At 42.1% G+C, this 21,438-nt stretch carries 18 protein-coding genes; 7 read left to right on the forward strand and 11 right to left on the reverse strand.

The window, feature by feature from the left end:
* Nucleotides 1–75 precede the first annotated feature (75 nt).
* A complete protein-coding gene (locus VF675_RS10390; RefSeq protein WP_440205186.1) occupies nt 76–381 on the reverse strand; it encodes a hypothetical protein in 306 nt (101 codons plus the stop codon).
* A 64-nt stretch (nt 382–445) separates the two neighbouring features.
* Complete coding sequence (locus VF675_RS10395) at nt 446–3,340, reverse strand: valine--tRNA ligase (protein ID WP_440205187.1); 2,895 nt, start codon at nt 3,338–3,340, stop codon at nt 446–448.
* Between the two features lie 251 nt (nt 3,341–3,591).
* Between VF675_RS10395 and VF675_RS10400 the strand changes: the two genes are divergently transcribed.
* The 3 genes from VF675_RS10400 to VF675_RS10410 are packed head-to-tail and all read left to right on the forward strand — an operon-like array spanning nt 3,592 to nt 5,963.
* Nucleotides 3,592–4,260, forward strand: coding sequence for a hypothetical protein (locus tag VF675_RS10400; RefSeq protein WP_253105947.1), 669 nt, complete (start codon nt 3,592–3,594; stop codon nt 4,258–4,260).
* A 42-nt stretch (nt 4,261–4,302) separates the two neighbouring features.
* A complete protein-coding gene (locus VF675_RS10405) occupies nt 4,303–5,109 on the forward strand; it encodes an SDR family NAD(P)-dependent oxidoreductase (protein WP_004972288.1) in 807 nt (268 codons plus the stop codon).
* A gap of 56 nt (nt 5,110–5,165) precedes the next feature.
* The gene (locus tag VF675_RS10410) at nt 5,166–5,963 is read left to right on the forward strand and encodes a hypothetical protein (protein ID WP_440205188.1); all 798 of its coding nucleotides are present in this window, start codon (nt 5,166–5,168) and stop codon (nt 5,961–5,963) included.
* Between the two features lie 27 nt (nt 5,964–5,990).
* Here the strand turns inward: VF675_RS10410 and VF675_RS10415 are convergent, their stop codons facing one another.
* The 8 genes from VF675_RS10415 to sdsA all read right to left on the reverse strand — a co-directional run bounded on the left by VF675_RS10415 (nt 5,991) and on the right by sdsA (nt 16,725).
* A complete protein-coding gene (locus VF675_RS10415) occupies nt 5,991–6,452 on the reverse strand; it encodes a YbjQ family protein (protein WP_004972286.1) in 462 nt (153 codons plus the stop codon).
* 31 nt (nt 6,453–6,483) lie between these two features.
* On the reverse strand, nt 6,484–6,840 hold the full coding sequence (locus VF675_RS10420) for a YbjQ family protein (protein ID WP_004972285.1): 357 nt from the start codon (nt 6,838–6,840) through the stop codon (nt 6,484–6,486).
* Between the two features lie 152 nt (nt 6,841–6,992).
* Nucleotides 6,993–8,438, reverse strand: a complete 1,446-nt coding sequence (gene adeK / locus VF675_RS10425; RefSeq protein ID WP_440205195.1) for a multidrug efflux RND transporter AdeIJK outer membrane channel subunit AdeK — start codon at nt 8,436–8,438, stop codon at nt 6,993–6,995.
* Nucleotides 8,438–11,617 carry an efflux RND transporter permease subunit gene (locus tag VF675_RS10430; RefSeq protein ID WP_004972283.1) on the reverse strand — a complete coding sequence of 1,060 codons (3,180 nt, stop codon included), beginning with the start codon at nt 11,615–11,617 and terminating at the stop codon, nt 8,438–8,440. Before VF675_RS10430 ends, adeK begins: the two co-directional genes overlap by 1 nt.
* Nucleotides 11,618–11,630: 13 nt before the next feature.
* On the reverse strand, nt 11,631–12,893 hold the full coding sequence (locus tag VF675_RS10435; protein WP_180005767.1) for an efflux RND transporter periplasmic adaptor subunit: 1,263 nt from the start codon (nt 12,891–12,893) through the stop codon (nt 11,631–11,633).
* Between the two features lie 21 nt (nt 12,894–12,914).
* Nucleotides 12,915–13,532 carry a phosphatase PAP2 family protein gene (locus tag VF675_RS10440; protein ID WP_440205189.1) on the reverse strand — a complete coding sequence of 206 codons (618 nt, stop codon included), beginning with the start codon at nt 13,530–13,532 and terminating at the stop codon, nt 12,915–12,917.
* A gap of 142 nt (nt 13,533–13,674) precedes the next feature.
* Nucleotides 13,675–15,735 carry a site-specific recombinase gene (locus VF675_RS10445; RefSeq protein ID WP_225530989.1) on the reverse strand — a complete coding sequence of 687 codons (2,061 nt, stop codon included), beginning with the start codon at nt 15,733–15,735 and terminating at the stop codon, nt 13,675–13,677.
* A gap of 12 nt (nt 15,736–15,747) precedes the next feature.
* Nucleotides 15,748–16,725: an All-trans-nonaprenyl-diphosphate synthase gene (sdsA, locus tag VF675_RS10450; RefSeq protein WP_440205190.1), complete on the reverse strand. Its 978-nt coding sequence runs from the start codon at nt 16,723–16,725 to the stop codon at nt 15,748–15,750.
* Nucleotides 16,726–17,197: 472 nt separating this feature from the next.
* Between sdsA and rplU the strand changes: the two genes are divergently transcribed.
* From rplU to lolA, 3 genes are all read left to right on the forward strand, one after another.
* On the forward strand, nt 17,198–17,509 hold the full coding sequence (gene rplU / locus VF675_RS10455; RefSeq protein ID WP_004972275.1) for a 50S ribosomal protein L21: 312 nt from the start codon (nt 17,198–17,200) through the stop codon (nt 17,507–17,509).
* 19 nt (nt 17,510–17,528) lie between these two features.
* On the forward strand, nt 17,529–17,783 hold the full coding sequence (rpmA, locus tag VF675_RS10460) for a 50S ribosomal protein L27 (protein WP_004760935.1): 255 nt from the start codon (nt 17,529–17,531) through the stop codon (nt 17,781–17,783).
* A gap of 230 nt (nt 17,784–18,013) precedes the next feature.
* Nucleotides 18,014–18,712, forward strand: coding sequence for an outer membrane lipoprotein chaperone LolA (lolA, locus tag VF675_RS10465; RefSeq protein WP_096902723.1), 699 nt, complete (start codon nt 18,014–18,016; stop codon nt 18,710–18,712).
* Nucleotides 18,713–18,800: 88 nt separating this feature from the next.
* Here lolA and VF675_RS10470 read toward each other — a convergent pair whose 3' ends face one another.
* Entirely contained in the window at nt 18,801–20,030 is a 1,230-nt protein-coding gene (locus VF675_RS10470) for a transposase (protein ID WP_440205191.1), read from the reverse strand.
* A gap of 520 nt (nt 20,031–20,550) precedes the next feature.
* On the opposite strand from VF675_RS10470, the gene VF675_RS10475 reads away from it, so the two are divergent.
* Entirely contained in the window at nt 20,551–21,348 is a 798-nt protein-coding gene (locus VF675_RS10475) for an RsiV family protein (protein ID WP_131260689.1), read from the forward strand.
* Nucleotides 21,349–21,438 lie beyond the last annotated feature (90 nt).

Consider the following 21,438-nt stretch of genomic DNA (forward strand, 5'->3'; position numbering starts at 1 on the left):
CATGGTAGTTAGAGCCTTTGGGTTGTGTCGTAACTTTCTAAATGGCTCTAACTACCTTTTTTTCAAGGGCTTTTCTTATCCGTAATTCGGGTTATTAATAATATCTTCTGATTCTTCAATTTTTTTTTGAATATCATTAATAATTTTATGTACTACTTCTGATTTTGGAACCCTTAGGAACTTTCTAAGGCTTTCTTTGAGTAAGCGATATTCTTTTAAATAATATTCCAATTCTTGTGTTTCTAATTCTCTTTTTACAACATAAGGTGCATGGATAGTTAATTGGTTTGCTTTTATTAACCGCTTAAGTGCTAAATATGAGGCTTCTTTTTGGCTTTTAGTTTTTCCAATACCACTAGTATCTAAAGCTATATGAATCATATGAAAAATAAAGGGCTGAATAATCAGCCCTTTATACTATAAATTGGGTTAAATTAACAACTCATTAAAGCGCCGCAATCTGCTCCATATTCGCTTTAATCTTCGCTAACTGATCTGCAAATTCAGCAAGTTTTACTTTCTCGCCCTCAACCACAGCAGCAGGGGCTTTCGCCACAAAACCTTCATTTGCAAGTTTAGTGGCAATTTGGTCATGCTGTTTTTGAACCTTGTCTAAGTCTTTTTGTAGACGACCCAATTCCGCTTTCGGGTCAATTAAGCCCTTCATTGGAACGAATACAGATACGTGACCCACTACAGAAGATGAAGACAATGGCGGTTGTTCGCCATCTGCCAAGAAGGTAATGCTCTCAACTTTCGCCAATGCTTTAAACAATGGTTCAATACGTGCAATCTGTGCTTTTTCTGCTTCAGTGGTATTTTGCAGAAGAACAGGCAATAAGCGAGCATTCCCTAGACCCATTTCACCACGAATGTTACGCACCGCACCAATTAAACCTTGTAGCCATTGCATATCTGCTTCGGCTTGTTCGTTAATTTTGGCCTCATCTGCAACAGGGTAGTTTGCCAACATAATGGTTTCGCCACCCAAGCCAATCATTGGCGCAAGGGTTTGCCAAATTTCTTCTGTCAAGTACGGCATGATTGGGTGAGCAAGACGTAAAGAAGCTTCCATCACCGCAAGCAATACACGACGCACTTCGGCTTTACGCTCTTCAGAAACAGATTCATCATTCAGAACAGGTTTGGTCAGCTCTACATACCAGTCGCAGTATTCATTCCAAATAAAGTCATAAATCGCTTGGGCAGCCAAGTCTAAACGGTAAGTTGCAAATGCTTGATGAACAGCTTGCTCCGCCTTTTGTAAACGGCTCACAATCCACTGTTCAGGCAATTCCCAAAGGTCTTGACGTGCTTCTTGACCAACCGTTTGACCTTCAACATTCATCAATACAAAACGAGTTGCATTCCAGATTTTGTTGGCAAAGTTACGGTAACCTTCCACACGTTTCATATCAAACTTGATGTCACGACCTGTGTTTGCCAATGCACAGAAGGTAAAACGAACTGCATCTGTCCCATAAGCCTGAATCCCTTCTGGGAATTCTTTGCGGGTCGATTTTTCAATTTTCGCTGCTTGTTTCGGGTTCATCAAACCCGTCGTGCGTTTCTGTACTAAAGTTTCAAGATCTACACCGTCAATCAAGTCTAATGGGTCAAGCACGTTGCCCTTAGACTTCGACATTTTTTGACCTTCGCTGTCACGTACCAAACCGTGAACGTAAACTGTTTTGAACGGTACTTGTGGCGTGCCATCTTCATTCTTCATGAAGTGCATGGTCAGCATGATCATGCGAGCAACCCAGAAGAAGATGATGTCAAAACCTGTCACCAAGACATCAGTGGAGTGGAAGGTATTTAAGAAGTAGTTTTCTGCATCTTTCTTGGCATCGCCCGTCCAACCTAAGGTCGAGAATGTCCAAAGCGCAGAGGAGAACCATGTATCCAATACGTCTTCGTCTTGGTTTAATTGAACATCGGCAGGGATATTATTTTTCGTACGAACTTCTTCTTCGTTACGACCTACATAAACATTGCCTTCAGCATCGTACCAAGCAGGAATACGGTGACCCCACCACAATTGACGCGAGATACACCAGTCTTGAATGTTGTTCATCCACGCCATATACATATTGCTGTATTGCTCAGGCACGAACTTGATGCGACCATCTTTCACTGCTTCAATTGCAGGTTGCGCTAACGGTGCAATTTTCACATACCATTGGTCAGTCAATAATGGCTCAACAATTACGCCCGAACGGTCACCGCGAGGTGGTTTCAAGGTGTACGGTTGGATTTGATCTAACCAACCTTCGCTTTCCGCTTGTTCAACTAATTTTTTACGTGCTTCAAAACGCTCTAAACCAATGTAGTCTGCAGGTGCAGGAATGGTTTTAGAAATTTGTTCGCCTGCTTTCGCAATATATTCAAACTCAGCCAATACTTCAGCATTTTTGTTGAAGATATTGATGATTGGCAATTCGCAGCGTTTACCCACTTCATAGTCATTGAAGTCGTGTGCAGGGGTAATTTTTACACAACCTGTACCGAATTCTTTATCGACATACTCATCTTTTACGATTGGAACGGCACGACCTGTAATTGGGAGGATGATGTTTTGACCAACAAGGTGCGAGTAACGCTCATCATCAAGGGCAACCGCAACCGCAGTATCACCCAGCAATGTTTCAGGACGAGTGGTTGCCACTACAATGTGATCTTTACCATCGTGAGTGCGTAGTGATTTATCTTCAAAGAAATATTTGAAGTGCCACAATGAACCTTGTTCTTCTTTATCCGACTCAACTTCTAAGTCAGAAAGGGCAGTTTGTAATTTTGGATCCCAGTTTACAAGGCGTTTGCCGCGGTAAATTAAACCTTCTTCGTGTAATTTCACGAAAACTTCTTTCACCGCATTCGATAAGCCTTCGTCCATAGTGAAGCGTTCACGTGACCAATCTACCGAAGAACCTAAACGGCGGATTTGACGGGTAATGTTACCGCCAGATTGTTCTTTCCATTCCCAGACTTTTTCGATGAATTTTTCACGACCTAAGTCATGGCGGCTGATATTTTGCGCGCCCAATTGACGCTCTACTACCATTTGTGTGGCAATACCCGCGTGGTCTGTACCCGGTTGCCATAAAGTATTTTTACCCGACATACGGTTAAAGCGCGTGAGGGCATCCATAATGGCGTTGTTAAAACCATGACCCATGTGCAAGCTACCTGTGACGTTTGGCGGCGGAATCATGATACAGAATGATTCGCCTTTTTCAGACGGCTTAAAGTAGCCGTTTTCTTCCCAAGTCTTGTACCATTTTTTCTCGATCTCGGTAGGATCGTAGGTTGTAGCAATATTTTGCGCTGAATCAGTCATAGTAAGAACAGGTTAAAAGTGAATAAAAAATTGCAACTATTGTAGCAAAAAAATTGCCCGCTAAGCGAGATTCAACTCAGCCAAACTTATCGCAATTGGCAGTTGGGCAAACTCATCGTATGATGGGCGACAAGTATGATAAAAACTTCAAGTTCTTCGTTGCCTGTAACACTGTTTTAAACTGGGTTTAAGCAATGGATTTTAAAATAGATGAAAACACATCAATACGGTCAAAATAGGCAAGTTCAGTTATGACTTATGCTGTATCTTTAAAATTAAAACCAGAAACATATCAAAGATTTCAACACATTCATCAACAACTCAATGCAGGTGAATCGGAAAGTTTATCTAAAGCTTTGGGGGCGGTACTGACCGATATTTCTTGTGAAATTATTGAGCAACTTTTTGGTGAATTGTCACGTTCTAGTCATTCACTGGATGGTGAATCTGAAAAAATTATTCAGCAAGTCATACAAACCATGCAAAAATATATGCCATGGTCGGTGTCGTTTTTTGGCAATGAACGCTTAACGCCTATGGTGAATTATCTGGCAAGCATGATGTATCAGCAGGAAGGGCAAGGTTTTGTGACTTATCCTGTCGATAGTATTGTTATGAAAGAAACGTTGGGTTGTATTGAGCAAATTCGGCAGGGCAACAGTGCATGTATTGCGCCTGCATTTAAAGGGTTTACTCAAATTATTGATCAGGGCGTGGGTTATTTAATTCGTGATCCGAAAAAAATGCTGAAATTTAATTTGGTGGTCGATAAAACTTTAAACGGCGTGATTCATTTGACTACGCAACTGGGGTATAAACGCCTAGAAAAAATGGGTGCGCAATTCGATTTAGAAAGTGCAGAGATATATTTAAACCATTTTCTTGGGTTTTTGCAGCATCCTGCAAAGCCCAAGATTTAAATTTTGATGACTTAAAATTTTAAATAACGCGGACAAACGGTTATGGCAAAACGGGAAAACTTGGAACATAAAGTGGTGTGGATTACAGGTGCATCTTCTGGCATTGGTAAGGCATTAGCAAAAGAGTGTGCTTTACAAGGTGCACAAGTGATTTTAACCGCACGTCGTTATGAAGAACTTGAAAAAGTACGCGTGAGTTTGCTGAATCCTGAACGTCATCTTTCTGTATGTGCAGATATTACCAATGAAAGTCAGGTGTTACATGCGTATGAACAAGTGTTGGCACGTAAAGGACGCATTGACTGGCTAATTAATAATGCAGGTTTAAGTCAGCGCGCTTTAATTGCCGATACCACTATGCAGACTGAACGCACCATTATGGAAGTGGATTATTTTTCTCAGGTCTTTCTGACCAAAACTGTCTTGCCGACCTTTTTACAGCAAAAACATGGTCGCATTATTTTTGTATCTAGTGTTGCAGCATTATTGGGTACGCAATATCGCGCGTCATATTCTGCAGCGAAAAGTGCCATTCACATGTGGGCGAATAGTTTGCGTGCCGAAGTAGCGGAGCAGGGCGTACAGGTTTCAGTTGTTTTCCCAGGCTTTGTAAATACCAATGTGTCTTTTAATGCGTTGAATGGTGAAGGCAAACCACAAGGACATCAAGATGAAGCCATTGAAAATGGTTTAGATGCCGATGTTTTTGCTAAAAATACAGTTAAAGCACTCATGGCAGGCGATGAATATATCGTGGTCGGGGGCGCTAAAGAAAAACTGGGCGTGTTGGTGTCGCGTTTATCGCCAAGTACTTTATATAAAATGATTCGTAAAACCAAAGTGAAGTAATTTTTAATCAAAGTGACTTCAAAATAAAATAATAAAAACAAAAAGAAGGATGAGCCATGCGTTTAATGATGAAAGGTATTTTTTTATTTATCAGCGCGTGGCTTTTCGCTTTCTTAGGGATGACTCAAACGACATTTGCCAAATTACAAACAAACGATGATTCGTTGTGTAAACAACCTGAATATATTGAAAAGATTTTACGACAGCACACAAATACAACCACAGTGAATGAGGACTTTTTGGCTTGTGCGGATTTCCCCAATGTTCCTGAACAAACTTTAATTGCTTATGCTGAAACTCAGACAAAAGATGATCAACCTGTAGATGATTATCAGCTGACTTTTTTAACCGTAAATAGTAAAACGCAAAAGCTTCATTCAATCTATCACGTGAAAGAGCTTTTGCCTTCAGATGCAATTGAACTGCGTTCTATCCAATTAGATTTGGCGCCGTATCAAGTTTCTGAAAGCTTAAGGGCAATTGGTTTAAGAAGGAATTATGCAGGACGTTCAAGTGCCAATCCTTTTTCGGCGCAAGTACTCGATTTATATGATTTACAACATAACAAGAAAATTTTAAACGGCTTAATCGTAGCGCACTATCAGGCAGAAACCGATACACGTTGTAATGCCAAAGTAATAGAAAGCAAAGCTATTTTAATGATCTTGCGAAATACAACTCGACAATATTTTGATATGCAATTACGTGATCGTATTCAACATTATGAAATGTCGGGCGATTTAGAAAATTGCAAAGAAACTAAAAGAGTGTCTACTCAACAGCGTTTCACTTTAAAATTTGATGGTCGGCAATATCAAATTCCTCAGCCTTATCGAGATCAGTATTTATACTAAATTCTTTACAAACGCTGAAAGATGTACTCAGCGTTTTGCAGAGAATTGACTAACGCTATTTTGAACCGCCGTTCCATAAGCAAAGACTTCGACCATGCCGCCTTGCATCCCCAATTCTGTGGTGCTTAAACGCAGCCCCATAATATGATTTGCGCCCATTTTTTCAGCTTCTAATTTTAAACGGACGATGGCTTCACGACGCGCCCGCTCGACAATACTTTCATAACTGGTCAAGCGCCCGCCAAAGAAGTTCTGAATATTGGCAATCACAAACTTAAAATAATCATGAGAAATGACCACATTGCTGTGTATCAATTGCCCAAAATTGGGACTGGTCTGGAAGCGGTTATTATCAATCTGAATATAACTTAAACGCAGTTCTTGCTCGGCTAAATATTTGAAATGTTTGCGTTCGTTGTGTCGCCCAAAACCAAAGCCTACGGCAAATAAAATCGCAAAGACAACAATTTGCAGAATTAAATTATCCATGTGATGTTATTCCTGTTCAATAATCTTTGCTTTAGTGTGATGCTGGAAATGGGTCTGGAAGTTTAGGAATATCTGCCTCGACCACCACTGCTGTACCATAAACAAACAATTCCGAAGCACCTTGAGCGATATTTGAAGTAGAAAAGCGAATCCCAACAATAGCATTGGCACCTAAACCACGTGCTTTAGCAATCATACGATCCATCGCTTCTTGGCGTGATTCTTCTAGTAATTCGGTATAAGCCGTTAATTCACCACCGACAATATTTTTGAGTCCTGCCAAGAAGTCACGCCCCACATGCTTACTGCGTACGGTGCTGCCATAGACCACATCAATTTGCCGTGAAATACGATGACCTGGTACAGATTCAAGATTACTAAGCAACATAAGATTCTAATATTTAAAAACAAGACGTATTGAAGATATGAAATGTACTGGCAAAAAGCAATAAAAAAGCCCACCGAAGTGAGCTGATTTAGTCTGTATGTGTCTGTATGTATTGAGCTGTTAAGCAGCAAATTTAAGGTAGACGCAAAGGCTTATTGCGCTTTACGTTCTGCCGATGATGCAGGTTGCGAAGTAGCATCTGAAGTGTTGGCTTTCACACCGCCACCCAAAGATTTATACAACTCCACCTGATTGTTCAAATTGGCTTGTTCCAACAACAATAAACCTTGTTCTGCTGCATAAGACGTACGCTGTGCATCCAACACGGTTAAATAGTTGTCAATGCCTGCGCGGAAGCGTGCATTAGATAATTTATAAGTGGTATTGGTCGCATCAACCAAGCGTTTTTGTGCCGCTAAACGATCACCAATATTTTGACGAACTGCCAAAGCATCATTCACTTCACGGAATGCAGACTGAATTGATTTTTCATAGTCAGCCAAAGCAATTTGTTGATCCGTTTCTGAAATTTTGATGTTGGCTTGGCGTGTGCCCCAATCAAAAATTGGCAAGTCGATGCTCGGGCCCACTGCCCAAACAAAACTGCCTGATTTAAACAAATCACTCAAGTCAGTTGATGCATAGCCTGCATTGCCCGTGAGGCTAATGCTTGGGAATAAACGTGCTTTTGCTGCACCAATATTGGCACCCGCAGCCGATAGTCGATACTCTGCAGTACGAATATCAGGACGGTTATTCAGCAAGTCACTTGGTAAACCAGCGTCAATTGCGGTAGTTTTGGTAATGCGCGTCACACGTTGCGTTGGCAATAACGCACTTGGAACTTGTTCGCCCACCAACAAGTTCAGCAAGTTTTGTGCTTGCGCGACTTGGGTTTTGTAGTTGGCGACATCATTACGTGCAGTTTCAACAGAAATTTGTGCCTGACGGACAGGTAATTCACTATCAATGCCGACATCAAAACGCTTTTTGTTGAGGTTATAAGACTCAAGCTGTGTTTTTAAGGTTTGGTCTGCCAGTTTTAAATTGGCATTGGCAAAAGAATAGTTGAGCCATGCTTGCGCCACCTGACCAATCAAGGCAATTTGTGTGGCATCACGCGAGCTTTGAGTTGCCAAGAAGTTATCTAATGCATTGTCTTTTAAGCTGCGTACACGACCCCAAAAATCTAGTTCGTAGGCAGTTACACCTAAACCAACGTTATAGCGTGTGTGTGTGCCTAAAGCAGTACCTTGGTCTTGACGCAGTACGCCACCGCTAGCACCAATGGTAGGTAACTGGTTGTTTTCGGTAATTTGATAGGCTTGTTGGGCACGTTGGATATTCAGCGTCGCTGTGCGTAAATCACGGTTATTGTTCAATGCCATATCCAAAACTTGTAATAAGCGTTGATCGGCAAAGAAATCTTTATAACCTTGTTCAGCCACTGAAGTACCCGATGCAGCAGCAGTATAGCTGCTTGGAATACTTGCCTGAGCGACGGGCTCTGGCCCACGCATACTTTGACAAGCTGTCAAAGCAAGCGCGAGGGCAGAAACCGCAATACCACGGCCTGTATGCGACCATAAGTTTTGCATCACGATACATGCTCCTGATTATTTTGTTGTTTTGGTTTGTATTTAAAGATACTTCTAATCCAGACATAGAATACAGGAATAAAGAAGATCCCTAACAAGGTTGAGCTAATCACACCACCTAACACACCATAACCTACTGAGTGTTGGCTACCTGCACCCGCACCTGATGAAAGTGCAAGCGGCAATACACCAAAACCAAAGGCCAAAGTGGTCATAATGATTGGGCGTAAACGCATTTTTGCAGCATGCAAGGTCGCTTCAAACAGGTCTTCACCTTTTTCTTGTAGCTCTTTGGCAAATTCCACAATCAAAATCGCGTTTTTGGCTGATAAACCAATCACGGCAATAATTGCCACTTGGAAGTAAATGTTGTTGGATAGGTTCGGGTTTTTGAACAAGATCATGCCCCCGAAGGTGAGCAATAATGCTCCGACAATACCCAACGGTACCACCAACAGCACCGAGAATGGAATAGACCAGCTTTCATACAAGGCTGCCAAACACAAGAATACAATCAGTAATGACAGTGCATAGAGGAATGGTGCCTGATCGCCCGATTCACGTTCTTCAAGTGATAAACCTGTCCATTCATAGTCAAAGCCGTTTAAGCCCATAGATGGAAGTTTTGCGACAATTTCTTCCATCGCTTGCATGGCTTCACCAGAGCTGACACCTGGCGCAGGTGCACCCTGAATGTTCTTGGCAGATACGCCGTTATAGCGTTCCAAACGAGGTGAACCATAAGTCCATTCACCTGTTGCAAAGGCAGAGAATGGCACCATTTCACCACGGTTGTTGCGGACATACCACTTGTTCAGGTCTTCAGGCATCATGCGTGAATCAGATTCGGCTTGCACATAGACTTTTTTCACGCGACCACGGTCAATAAAGTCATTGATGTACGAACCACCCCAAGCCATGCCCATGGTGCTGTTGATTTCAGCAATGCTGACACCTGCCGCACCTGCTTGCGCTTGGTCAATAATAATACGGTACTGTGGTGTATCTTCTTGACCATTTGGACGTACGCCCATTAAGCGAGGGTCTTTAGATGCTTCACCCAACACAATATTACGTGCCATGGTGAGTTTTTCATGACCATTGCCCGCAGCATCTTTCAGTTGCAAGTTAAAGCCTGAGCTGACACCTAATTCTGGCATCGCAGGAAGCTGTAATGGCATGATGTAAGTGGCATCTTTCACAATCATGTTCAGTGCCATACCACGCTGGATAATTGCACCAACTTGAGATTCAGGGCTTGTACGCTCACTCCAGTCTTTTAACTTAATGAACGCCATACCTGCGTTTTGACCAACGCCTGAGAAAGAGAAGCCTGAAACACTAAATACCGACTGCACATGCTCTTTTTCATTTTCTCTGAAAAAGTTGGTCATGCTGGTCATAGTGGCGTCAGTACGTTCCAAAGTTGCATTTGGTGGGAGTTGTACCAATGTCATCACCACGCCCTGATCTTCATCAGGCAAGAATGATGATGGTAGTTTTTGGAACACTAACACAATAATGCCCAGTACCACTGCATATAAAACCCCCGAGAAGATTTTATGATGCGTCATGCGGTTAACACCACCTTGATATTTAACCGAGAGCTTATCGAAACTGCGGTTAAACCAGCGGAAGAAACGCGCAAAAATACCGTTGCTTTCAGGCTTGTTTGGATCGTGTTGTTTAAGAATCGTGGCACATAGGGCAGGGGTAAAGGTCAACGCTACGACCAGTGACAACACCATTGCAGTCACAAGCGTAATTGAGAATTGACGATAAATAACGCCTGTAGTCCCACCAAAGAATGCCATAGGTACGAATACCGCAGACAATACCGAGGTAATCCCGATCAGTGCGCCTGAAATCTGTTTCATCGACTTTTCAGTCGCCGCCACAGGGTCAAGATGTTCTTCGACCATGACACGTTCTACGTTTTCCACCACGACAATTGCGTCATCGACCAATAGACCAATCGCCAGTACCATGGCAAACATGGTCAGGGTGTTAATCGAGAAGCCAAACATGTTGATCACGGCAAAGGTACCCAGTACCACCACAGGTACGGCCATAGTTGGAATAATTGTGGCGCGCCAGTTCTGCAAGAACAGGAACATCACAATAAAGACCAAAATGATCGCTTCAATTAAGGTTTTAACAACACTCTTAATCGAAAGTTCAATAAATGGCGTGGTATCAAAAGCCAACTCATCCTTTAAACCCGCAGGGTAGTTAGGACGTAATTGCTTGAGGCGTTCTTCCACAGCAGCAGCAGTATCTAGGGCGTTAGCACCTGTAGATAATTTAATTGCGACACCGCCCGCAGGCTTGCCGTTGTATTTAGAAATAAACTGATAGTTGTCTGCACCAAGTTCAATTCGTGCCACATCACCCAAGCGCACTTGAGCGCCCGAAGCGGTATTTTTTAGAAAAATATTGCTGAATTGTTCAGGTGTTTGCAGCAAGCTTTGTGCAGTTACCGTAGCATTCAAAGCCTGACCTTGAATTGCAGGCGCACCGCCCAATTGACCTACCGCAACCTGTGCGTTTTGGGTACGAATCGCTTGAGCAATATCACTTGGTGTGACTTGCAAGCTTGCCATTTTGGCAGGATCCATCCAAATACGCATTGCGTATGAGCCACCAAAGACTTGTACTTCACCCACACCTGCAACACGGCTCAGCGGTTCAGAAATGTTAGAGTTAACATAGTCTTTAATATCATCGGCAGACAGGCTTTCATCAGGCGAATAAAAAGCGAGAACCTGTAAGAAGCTCGCTCCTGATTTGGTCACTTTCACGCCTTGACGTTGCACATCATCAGGCAAGAGCGCCGTAGCAGATTGCAATTTGTTCTGTACTTGAACCTGTGCAATATCTGGGTCGATACCTTGTTCAAAGTTTAACGTAATGGATGCAGAACCGTTCCCCGCACTGTTGGATGAAATATAGCGCAGACCATCCAAACCGTTCATTTGTTGTTCAATAATTTGCGTTACTGTGTTTTCCACAGTTTCAGCAGATGCACCCGGATAGGTTGCAGCAATGGTGACCGTTGGCGGTGCAATGGTCGGATATTGGGCAATTGGCATATTGGTGAGGGTAATAATCCCCGCCAACATGATTACCAATGAAATCACCCATGCAAAAATGGGGCGATGAATAAAAAAGTGAGCCATTAACGTCTACTCCTTATGCATTTGAAGTAGCTTTTGGTTCAGTGGCTTGGGCTTCTGAGGCTGGTTGGGCATCACCCGATTTTGCTGGTGCAGCAGGTGCGGCTTGTGGAGCAGCGCCTTGCGGTTGATACGGCTTAGCGACCACTTGCTGTTCAGGTTTTACTTTGGCAATACCTTCGACAATCACTTTATCGCCAGTTTGCAAACCTTCAGTCACAATCCAGTTGCTGCCTTGCGTACCAACTGTGGTCACAGGACGCGGTTCAACAATACCTTTGGCATTCACAATCATTGCCATTGCCTGACCTGTTGGGGTACGGCTAATCGCAGCTTGTGGAATTAAGATTGCGTTAGGAATCACACCTTGCACAATTTGCGCAGTGGCAAACATACCCGGCAATAATAAATGATTTGAATTTGGGAACACGGCGCGTAAAGTCACGGTGCCTGTTTCTGGGTTCACGCTGGCATCAGAAAAAGCCAAACGACCTTCAACAGGGTAGTAGCTGCCATCTTCAAGTTTTAATTTCACTTTGGTGTTGTTGCTGCTATTTAAACTACCTTGACTCAATTGCTGACGTAAACGTAGTAACTCTGCGCTGGACTGATTGATGTCTACATAAATTGGGTCTAAGCGTTGAATAGTCACCAACGGTTCCGCCTGACTGGCAGTAACCAATGCACCTGCAGTCACAGTAGAGCGGTTGGTTTGCCCTGAAATTGGGGCACGTACAGTCGAATAACCTAAGTTAATTTCGGCATTGCGTACTTCTGCTTGAGTCGCAGCAACATCGGCTTCGGCAAGTTTTACTTGTGCCACAATGTCATCATATTCTTGTTTAGAGATTGCATTGCTGCCCACCAACTGACGGTAACGACCTTCTTTAATGCGTAGCACATTCAATTGCGCTTGCTGGCGGGTAAGTGCTGCACGGCTACTGTCTAGACTGGCACGGTTGGTACGTGAGTCAATTTCATAAAGCGCCTGACCTTCACGTACGTAGCTGCCTTCGGTAAATAAGCGTTTCAGAACCACACCACTGGTTTGTGGGCGAACTTCTGAAATTTCAAAGGCTGTGGTACGTCCAGACAGTTCTACAGACTGTTCCACGCTTTGTGGCTGTGCCACCAGTACGCCAACCTCAGTCGGTGGCATTTGCTGAGCTGCACCTGCTTGCTGTGCATCTTTTGGATCTTTGCTACAACCCACAAGTGCTAAACTTGTGGCTAATGCGCAAGCAGTCAGGGCAGGAGCCCAAAGCTTTGCAGACATCATTCTTTCACCTCTATTAGATTTTTATCTAAACTTATATATTGGTTTGTCTTGCAGATATTGAGCGCAAAACAGATACCACAATGTGATCCAAATAAAACTTATGCTCCAACCGGAGAGGACATCTGAAGGATAGTGCACTCCCAGATACACACGGGAAATGCCCATCAGCAACATCCATAACCACGCGCACACAGACAAAATTTTATGCGCTGGATGTTGCAAACTCAGGTAAATCACCAAACAACCTAAAGTTGCAGCATAAAAACTATGAGCGCTTGGAAATGATGCGCCAAAAGTTTCCACCAAATGCAATGCTTCAGGCGGGCGAGGTCGCGCGAATAGGTATTTGAGCAGCCATGAAAGCGCAATACTTACGACCAGTCCTACACTGATAAAAACAATTTTTGTGTATTTTTTATACCATGCCAAATAGAAACACCATAGGCAGGTTAAAAATAATACAAATGGCACGCCACCGAATACAGAAAGTGTGATTGCCAATTGATTCAAATGTGCGGTGCGCTGGGTACTTAAAAACTCCACACTGGCAACATCAAATTGTTGCCAACTTGGAATGTTTAGCACTAACACACTGATTATAAATAGTAAACTACCGAGATAAAGCAGTATTTTAGGCATGCTAAAAATCCCTGTAAGTTTAACCGATTTGAGCACGGTTGATGAATGGAATAAAGTGTACTAGTCAGTACACTTTATTTCAAGCCAATGTAAATGAGAAGAATTTCTTTTTTTGTTACTTTGTGCGCAATGTAAATGTGCACTAAATTTTAGCATTTCGTTCAGTATTTGAGGATGAATCGTCATCCACTGTAATTGGTTGTTTCGGTGGCCAAAAGAAATCACTTGGACGGGTTAAGAAGTGAGTCAGCACCAATTTTGCCAAAGGTTTCCACTGTTCAAAACGTACCCGACGCGCACGCAATGCCACAATAATGGTTAAAGTAAAGCTGACAAATAAGTTGGTTAAACCAATTAGCAGTACGCCTAAAAAGGACACAATAATCAGGCCAATTTCAGGTGAGCCATTAATATTCATTAAACCCTGAATAAAGTTGGCAGAAGCGAAGGCAATGTGGCGAATATCAATCGGTAAACCCAAAATATAACCCAGCGTAGCGGTACTGCCGAGCATAATCCCGAACAGGAAATTACCTGCCAAAGCCCCTAAGTTTCGTTCTATATAATTGGCAAATATATTGAGACGTTCTTGTCCGAGTAACTTCTTTAAATGCAGATGAGCTTTTAAGCGCGGCCCGACTTTACGATACACCGCCATGTTATCGAAATAACCTGCAATCAAACCAGACAGAAATAAAAATACCCCTGCAATGGCGGCATGCGGAATGGCAAGTGACGTAAACGGATTCAAGTCGTGCAGCATATTCGATGCTTTGGCATGTGACATCAACGGTTCATGCAACATGGCATCCCAACTAAAAGCAATTAAGGCTGCGACTGGAATGGCAATCGAGATATTGCCCAAAATGGCGACGAACTGCGTGCGGATAATATTAATAATTAAGGCAGCAAGTTCGGCAATTTGTGCCATTTTAGAGCCTTTACGATGCTGTACCGTAGAAGCCAATGCTGCAGCAGTCATTGCGGGTTGTTTGGTGGCAACAGTAAAGTGCAAGACATGAATCAGCATAAAACCAAATGAATAAATCATGCTGTTGATGATGGCCTGCATCATCGGAGCGAGCACTAAACGCGAGGCGAGGGTTTTTAAAGTCGCCATCGTGGCAATTAAAACACCTGCACCTGCCGCAGCTTTATACATGCCCCAAAAGCCGTCTTTGTCGGTACTTACATAATGCTCACCCGTTTTACTGGCATTTTCAGTGACTTGTAAGGCAATTAACTCACTGTTTTCTGCAAGCAAGGAGCGTACACTGCGTTCGCTATACAATGCCGCAGTTACATCTACCAGTAATTGTCCTGCCGAAACATAACGGACTTTGTCTTGCGCCACGATTAAATTCAGCAACAGTTCAATCCGCTCTAAACATTGTTCAAGTAAAGACAATAAGTAGGTCAGACTGATGCTGACGCCAGTTCGTTTGGTGGCACGACGAATTTTACTGCTGACATCATGACATTGGTCAATCATCACCAAAGCTTGAGAGGCATCGGGTGGTTGAATGGCACTGATTTGATCGTGTTGTTGATCGGCAACTTTATAAAGCTGAATAAACTCGTTGATTTCGCGGTTTTGTGCCAAAAAAGGTGAATCATATTCACTTAGTTCAGGATAGGCACTAATAAATTCAGGATATAAACCAATGCCGCTGACCCGATATGACAGCACTGTTAGAGCTTTAATAATTTCACTGCGAATCAGGCATTTTTGTGTTTGTCCGCCATGTCCGCGATTCAGTAAAGTAAATAATTGCTGCCATTCGGTATCTTCAATATTGTCGAGCCAGTATTTATCACTACGTAGTGGAAAAACTCGACGGACTAAATCTTGCAGTTGGCTTTCATCATTAATCAGCGGTAAAAAGTGCGCGCCCAAACGCTGAAACAACTGATTCCAAAAACCATCGAGCGATAAAATTCCCGTGTCGGCATATAAACTGGTTTGTTTGTATTGATTGATTAGACGTAAAACAAAATGTTGCAAGGTTGAGCTGGCATCGGGTGTCAGCAGCAAGGCTTGTAAGAAAGCTTGAAACTTTTGATGAGTTTCTTCTAAATCTTGAGTGTCACTTGGACGGATACGATTGACCAGTTCAATCAGCAGATTTTCATCCAGAACAGCTTTTGGTGTATCCAGCTGTTCTTGCATTTTTCTAAATAAATCGTTGAGTTTTATATGCATAAGCTGCTTAAATTATTGAATGCGATGTAAAGCCAATAAGGCTAAATTCTTTAAGGCCTGACGATACTCCGAGTCTGGCAGTGCTTCTAAAGCGGCAATAGCGGCTTCTGTTTCTTCTGTGGCACGTTGGCGGCAATAATCGAGAGCGCCAGAGGACTGCACAATGGCAATAACCTGATCGAGGTCAGAAGTACCACCTGTCGCAATACTGCGACGAATAATTTGATGTTGTTCGCCAGTGGTATTTCTTAATGCAGAGATTAAAGGCAAAGTTGGTTTGCCTTCCATTAAATCATCGCCAATATTTTTACCTAATGTTTCAGCGTCTGATGTGTAATCTAAAATATCATCAATAATTTGGAAGGCATTGCCAAAGTGTCCTGCAAATAAACGCAACGGCTCACGGTACTGTGGCGTGCCTGTTAAAATTGCTGCACCTTCAGTGGCAAGTTCAAATAAACGTGAAGTTTTGCCGTGAATAATGTCTAAATAAATTTGTTCTGTAGTGTCAGGTTGATGCTGTGCCTGTAATTGTAAAACTTCACCTTCGGCAATTTCACAAGTCCCTGTAGAAAAGTCTTTTAGCAATACCAAATCGTTTAAATCGACCAATAAGTCAAAGGCGCGGGAGATTAAAAAGTCACCGACTAAAACCGCTGTTTGGTTATTCCAAGTGGCGTTAGCAGTAGGTCGACCACGACGTAAACCAGACTCATCCACCACATCATCATGCACCAAAGTTGCGGTATGCAGCATTTCAATAATTGCAGCCAGTTTACGTTGACGCTCTAAATCTTCTTCACCACAAGCTTTGGCAGCAAGTAAGCACATAATTGGACGCATGCGCTTACCGCCAGCTTCGACCACATGCTTACTAACCGCCATCACTAACGCGACTTTAGAGGTAATCCCTTCATTAATAAATGTATCCATCGCGGCAAAATCAGAAGCAACAGGGGCGAGAATGTCTTGCTTAAAGTCGATGGTCATGTGAAGAGAAACCTCAATAATAATGAATGACAACTTAGTTGAATCAGTTGTAACTTATGTTACAGCCAAGAAAACTGCTTAAGTCTGCGAAAATAACGCAATGAATGCAATAGTTAGGCACCTGCCAAATGCTGTAATTGTTAATTCTACTAGAAAACGAAGTCAATAACTTTGTGGGTAAATTCAGTTATTTGCTCAAGTTGGGCATGATTTTAACAAGCACAGCAGTTTACGCCAACACAATCTGTCTGTATTGATTGATCCATTGAATATGGATGAGGCTGCAGAAAGTCATTTACGCGGCTGGGTATTAAATAATCAACCTTGTTGTGCAATAATTGCCGTAAATGGCTTGTTGTTTGTGCGAATATCGCTTAAAATCTTTGCCCTTGAATAACCCCCAGTGGCGTTCGTTTTAAGATCGATATATCCCTTTATCGGCACGACGACACGGGCATGTTTGGAGTACATTATGTACGCAGTAATCCAAAGCGGTGGTAAACAGCACCGTGTTGTTGAGGGTGAAACCCTTAAAGTTGAATTATTGAAAGCTGAAACTGGCGCAACTATTACGTTTGATGACGTATTAATGGTTGTAAACGGTGACAACGTTCAAATCGGTGCTCCAGTTGTTGCTGGCGCTAAAGTAACTGCAGAAGTGGTTGGTCATGGTCGTCACGACAAAATCCGTATTGTTAAAATGCGTCGTCGTAAACACTACCGTAAGCAACAAGGTCACCGTCAATGGTTTACCGAGTTGAAAATTACTGGTATTGCAGGCTAATCACTAGGAGTAAATAGACATGGCAACTAAAAAAGCCGGTGGATCGACTAAGAACGGTCGTGATTCGAATCCTAAGATGTTAGGTGTTAAAGTTTACGGTGGTCAAACTGTAACTGCTGGTAACATCATCGTTCGTCAACGTGGTACAGAATTCCACGCTGGTGCAAACGTAGGTATGGGCCGTGACCATACTTTATTTGCTACTGCTGACGGCGTAGTAAAATTCGAAGTGAAAGGTCAATTTGGCCGTCGCTACGTATCTGTTGAAGCGTAAGCTGAAATAGTGAAAAAACCCACAAGTGATTGTGGGTTTTTTTATGCTTGTATGATGGAAAATTAGGGTCAAAGGATAACTTTTAGTTCTTCATCATGATGGATAAATTTCTACATTTTATATTAATAAGCATACAAAACTTCTTATTTTCTATCATATTAGCGCCAGAAATTGGTTTAAGATGGGACATCCAAAACATTGCGATTGAGCAAATATAAAAAGGTGAATCTATGAATATGCTTCGTAAAACGATGTGTGCTGTGGCATTGGGTGCAACCACTTTAGCGCCAATCATGAGTACTACAGTGTTTGCTGCGCCAGTGGCAGCATCGGAGCAACAAGCGACAGCAAACCTTGTTAAACAATTGAATGGTATTAAAAGTTTTACCGCCAATTTTGAGCAAACCACAAAAGTTAGCAACAATGGCAAGGCTTTGCCAAACCGTGGTTTATCGGCACAGCACATGAACCAGAATTTTAAAGGGGTTATGAAAGTTGAGCGTCCGGGTAAATTCTTTTGGGAAACCACCAGTCCAGCCAAACAAACAATTGTGACTACGGGTAAAACCGTATGGATTTATGACCCAGACTTACAACAAGCTGTACGCCAAAGCCTAGATGATCAAGTGGCAAATACGCCTGCGTTGTTGCTTTCGGGCAATACCAATCAAATCATGCAGTCGTATCGTGTGACCCAGCCGAATAAGTCAAAGACTTATTACACCTTATACCCAAAAAGTGATGATGGCGTATTTCAGAGTTTAACCATTAGTTTTGGTGCGCGTAACGCGCCAACCTTAATGATTTTACAGGACTCATTGGGACAAACCACGCATGTGCGCTTTAATAATGTAAAAGTCAATGCGGCGATACCAGCCTCAACTTTTAATTTTACTCCACCAAAAGGCACGGACATTATTGATCAATAATTGAATGTTTTCATACATTCTTTTAAAAGCATAATTTGTTATTCCTTATCCTAGCCTTCTCCCTGTGGGCATAGGTATCTACACATCTTTAGGTACCTAGTGCAATGGTTGCGATTTCATTCAGTTCATCTATTGAATATTCTGAGAGCAGTTGAAGAGTATTTAGTAAAATCGAGAGTCCTGCCAATATGGCAGGCGCACTCTCTATCTTGCCTCTTTTCTGCTGTCTACCTGAAAGCCTAGTCAAAAATGCACGGACTTTCTGATTTTGCTCATCTGTACAACGCTGCACTCTCCACGTCAACACACAAGCCATACAACTGATCAGCAAACGCCTTAAAATCGCTTCTGGGGTAGTCTGAAGCCATGACTCAATATCATGACCTGCTTGCTTGAGAAGTTTGAAATAACATTCGATTGACCAACGCCAGTAATACCAAGTTGTCAATTCCACTGCGGTAATCTCGGTTGATACATTGCTGATCAATGACCATCTTGCAACTGTCTTATCATTAATATCTTTAACCACCGCAATAATCAGTCTAGCCTCAATTGCAGCACTTTTCTGAGGAGCAACTCTTTGACCTAAAGAATCTTTTTTATTTGATTTTGCAGCACGGGTAAGCCGAACATTGGTTTCTCCAACATAAAGCATATGTTGATTACCCTTGTAAGAAATGGGTTTCACTTGCTGTATTTCGATACGTTCAGCAACTTCTCCAACTTTACATATTTCACCCTGATGCTCAATCCGATTGCCTTCCTTTGCTCGAATAAGCCATTGAAAACCATGACTGCTTAATTCCCTGAGATGAGCAATGGAATCTCCTTCACGATCAATAATATGTACGCAGGTTTTCTCAAGAGGAAACTGTTCAACTTTTTGTATTTGTTCAGAAAGGGAGTCTAAATGAGTTTTACGTTCGGTCTGTTGCTCATTAAATGTCGAATAGCAACCTGAAGCACTAGAAAGGGTTTGAGCTAATGGAGCAACAGGAAGTCCAGAAGCAGCATCAACAAGTAAGCTCGTTTGTAATTCATAGCCTGAGTCGTACTGATGTGTCCTTTGGAGTTTTTGAGTTTTATTACGATGTGTCACATATTGGATTTGTGACCAATCATGAATAACTAAAGCATAGCGATGCAGCGATGTCTTAATCTGATCACAAGCAAGCTGTTGAATAGGTTCATTTAATTGTTTAAATGAAATTTTATCATTATTTAAAAACCGCCATACAGCTTGCGTCGTTGCGAAACTATTTTTTTGAGCAGAGGCAATATCTTTGATTGCAGGGGCAAGTGAAGCAAGAGGATTCATATTGAACTGAACAAGGTTGTTGTAACGTTTGACAAGGCGCTGATCTAAGCGAGAGATGTTAAAATTGAAGAGCATGCTCTTCAATTTAACGCAAAACATGGAAATTGTGTAGATACCTATGCCCACAGGGAGAAGGTTTTCAGCTTCAGCATAGCGGAAATTTATTTGAATATTCTTCCCGAGAAATCCACAATTTCTGTGGATAAATCTTGGGATAATTCACATTTTGCAATATGCAGGATATAGACTGAGTCATCACAGATCATCATTTTGCACTAATGATGTGTTATCAATATTTTGATTTATAATGAAAAAATAAAAATAATCATACAAAAATATGAGCATTAATTTTAAGCAACTTTATCCCCCGATTATTCCGTTACACAACTGCTCTAGGATTGAACAGCGAGAGTTATCTATAGTCTTGACTAATTCAATTGAAGCAATTTTATCGCAAGATTTGTGCAGGTTTGCATTTCTAATCATTGGACTTTATGAATCGTGGTAGAAGGGGAATTTAATGCAATATTTAAAATCACAGGTGTTTTTGGGTGCTGTCGCTTTAAGTTCGGTTCTGTTGTTGACTGCATGTCAGCCAAAGAGTGAGGCAACTTCTAAAACCGAAACTGAGCAAGCTGCGCCTGCATCTGTCACAGCCGAGATTCCTGTGATTCAAGCTAAAGTGGTGGCGCTTAAATTGCCACAACAGCAAATTTGTGATGAAGAAGGCTGTACTGCTTACGATATTCAGACAGTAAAAACCAATGTGGCGTGGATTGATGAATATTTTATGCAGCGTTTGCAAAAGGCAGACCCAATTGCATTTTCTGAAGCTGCGGCATCAACTGCAACGCCAAAGGTAGAAGAAACCGATCCTATGCGACTGAGTCAGAGTTCGAGCTATGTGCGTTATATCGGGCAACATGCCAATTTAGCGACGTTTAGTTTGCAAAGCTATAGTTACCCTGCGGGTGCAGCACATGGTATTCATCACCAAGAATTTGTGACTTTTGATTTAAAACAGAAAAAGCGTTTGGCGTTGCAAGATATTATGCTGCCCAATACGGAAGCCAAAATGACAGAAGAATTATTTAACCATAATTATAACTGGCTAGATGAACATGATATTTCCCGTGAAAAGTTTAAACTGAGCGATAATTTTTATTATGGCGCCAATGGTTTGGTCTTTGTCTACCCGTTGTATGAATTGGCATCTTATGCAGAAGGTATGCCTGAGTTGATTCTGCCTTACTACGCGACAGAAAAATTAATAAAGTCTGAATATTTGCCAAGTTTGCCGCAGTATCCTAGCCAATAAAATTGCACAAAAATACGCAGAGATTGCTGTAATAAGGTGCAGCCGTGAATCGGGTTACTGTATTTTTTAACCCGAAGCGCTTACACTATA

This window comes from Acinetobacter sp. Lyrl_1, from assembly GCF_051948795.1.
Classification (GTDB): Bacteria; Pseudomonadota; Gammaproteobacteria; order Pseudomonadales; family Moraxellaceae; genus Acinetobacter; species Acinetobacter towneri.

Excerpts from the sequence above, each read along its gene's own strand:
- VF675_RS10390 (WP_440205186.1), bottom strand. The coding sequence starts at position 381 with ATGATTCATATAGCTTTAGATACTAGTGGTATTGGAAAAACTAAAAGC.
- VF675_RS10395 (WP_440205187.1), bottom strand. The coding sequence starts at position 3,340 with ATGACTGATTCAGCGCAAAATATTGCTACAACCTACGATCCTACCGAG.
- VF675_RS10400 (WP_253105947.1), top strand. The coding sequence starts at position 3,592 with ATGACTTATGCTGTATCTTTAAAATTAAAACCAGAAACATATCAAAGA.
- VF675_RS10405 (WP_004972288.1), top strand. The coding sequence starts at position 4,303 with ATGGCAAAACGGGAAAACTTGGAACATAAAGTGGTGTGGATTACAGGT.
- VF675_RS10410 (WP_440205188.1), top strand. The coding sequence starts at position 5,166 with ATGCGTTTAATGATGAAAGGTATTTTTTTATTTATCAGCGCGTGGCTT.
- VF675_RS10415 (WP_004972286.1), bottom strand. The coding sequence starts at position 6,452 with ATGGATAATTTAATTCTGCAAATTGTTGTCTTTGCGATTTTATTTGCC.
- VF675_RS10420 (WP_004972285.1), bottom strand. The coding sequence starts at position 6,840 with ATGTTGCTTAGTAATCTTGAATCTGTACCAGGTCATCGTATTTCACGG.
- adeK (WP_440205195.1), bottom strand. The coding sequence starts at position 8,438 with ATGCAAAACTTATGGTCGCATACAGGCCGTGGTATTGCGGTTTCTGCC.
- VF675_RS10430 (WP_004972283.1), bottom strand. The coding sequence starts at position 11,617 with ATGGCTCACTTTTTTATTCATCGCCCCATTTTTGCATGGGTGATTTCA.
- VF675_RS10435 (WP_180005767.1), bottom strand. The coding sequence starts at position 12,893 with ATGATGTCTGCAAAGCTTTGGGCTCCTGCCCTGACTGCTTGCGCATTA.
- VF675_RS10440 (WP_440205189.1), bottom strand. The coding sequence starts at position 13,532 with ATGCCTAAAATACTGCTTTATCTCGGTAGTTTACTATTTATAATCAGT.
- VF675_RS10445 (WP_225530989.1), bottom strand. The coding sequence starts at position 15,735 with ATGCATATAAAACTCAACGATTTATTTAGAAAAATGCAAGAACAGCTG.
- sdsA (WP_440205190.1), bottom strand. The coding sequence starts at position 16,725 with ATGACCATCGACTTTAAGCAAGACATTCTCGCCCCTGTTGCTTCTGAT.
- rplU (WP_004972275.1), top strand. The coding sequence starts at position 17,198 with ATGTACGCAGTAATCCAAAGCGGTGGTAAACAGCACCGTGTTGTTGAG.
- rpmA (WP_004760935.1), top strand. The coding sequence starts at position 17,529 with ATGGCAACTAAAAAAGCCGGTGGATCGACTAAGAACGGTCGTGATTCG.
- lolA (WP_096902723.1), top strand. The coding sequence starts at position 18,014 with ATGAATATGCTTCGTAAAACGATGTGTGCTGTGGCATTGGGTGCAACC.
- VF675_RS10470 (WP_440205191.1), bottom strand. The coding sequence starts at position 20,030 with ATGAATCCTCTTGCTTCACTTGCCCCTGCAATCAAAGATATTGCCTCT.
- VF675_RS10475 (WP_131260689.1), top strand. The coding sequence starts at position 20,551 with ATGCAATATTTAAAATCACAGGTGTTTTTGGGTGCTGTCGCTTTAAGT.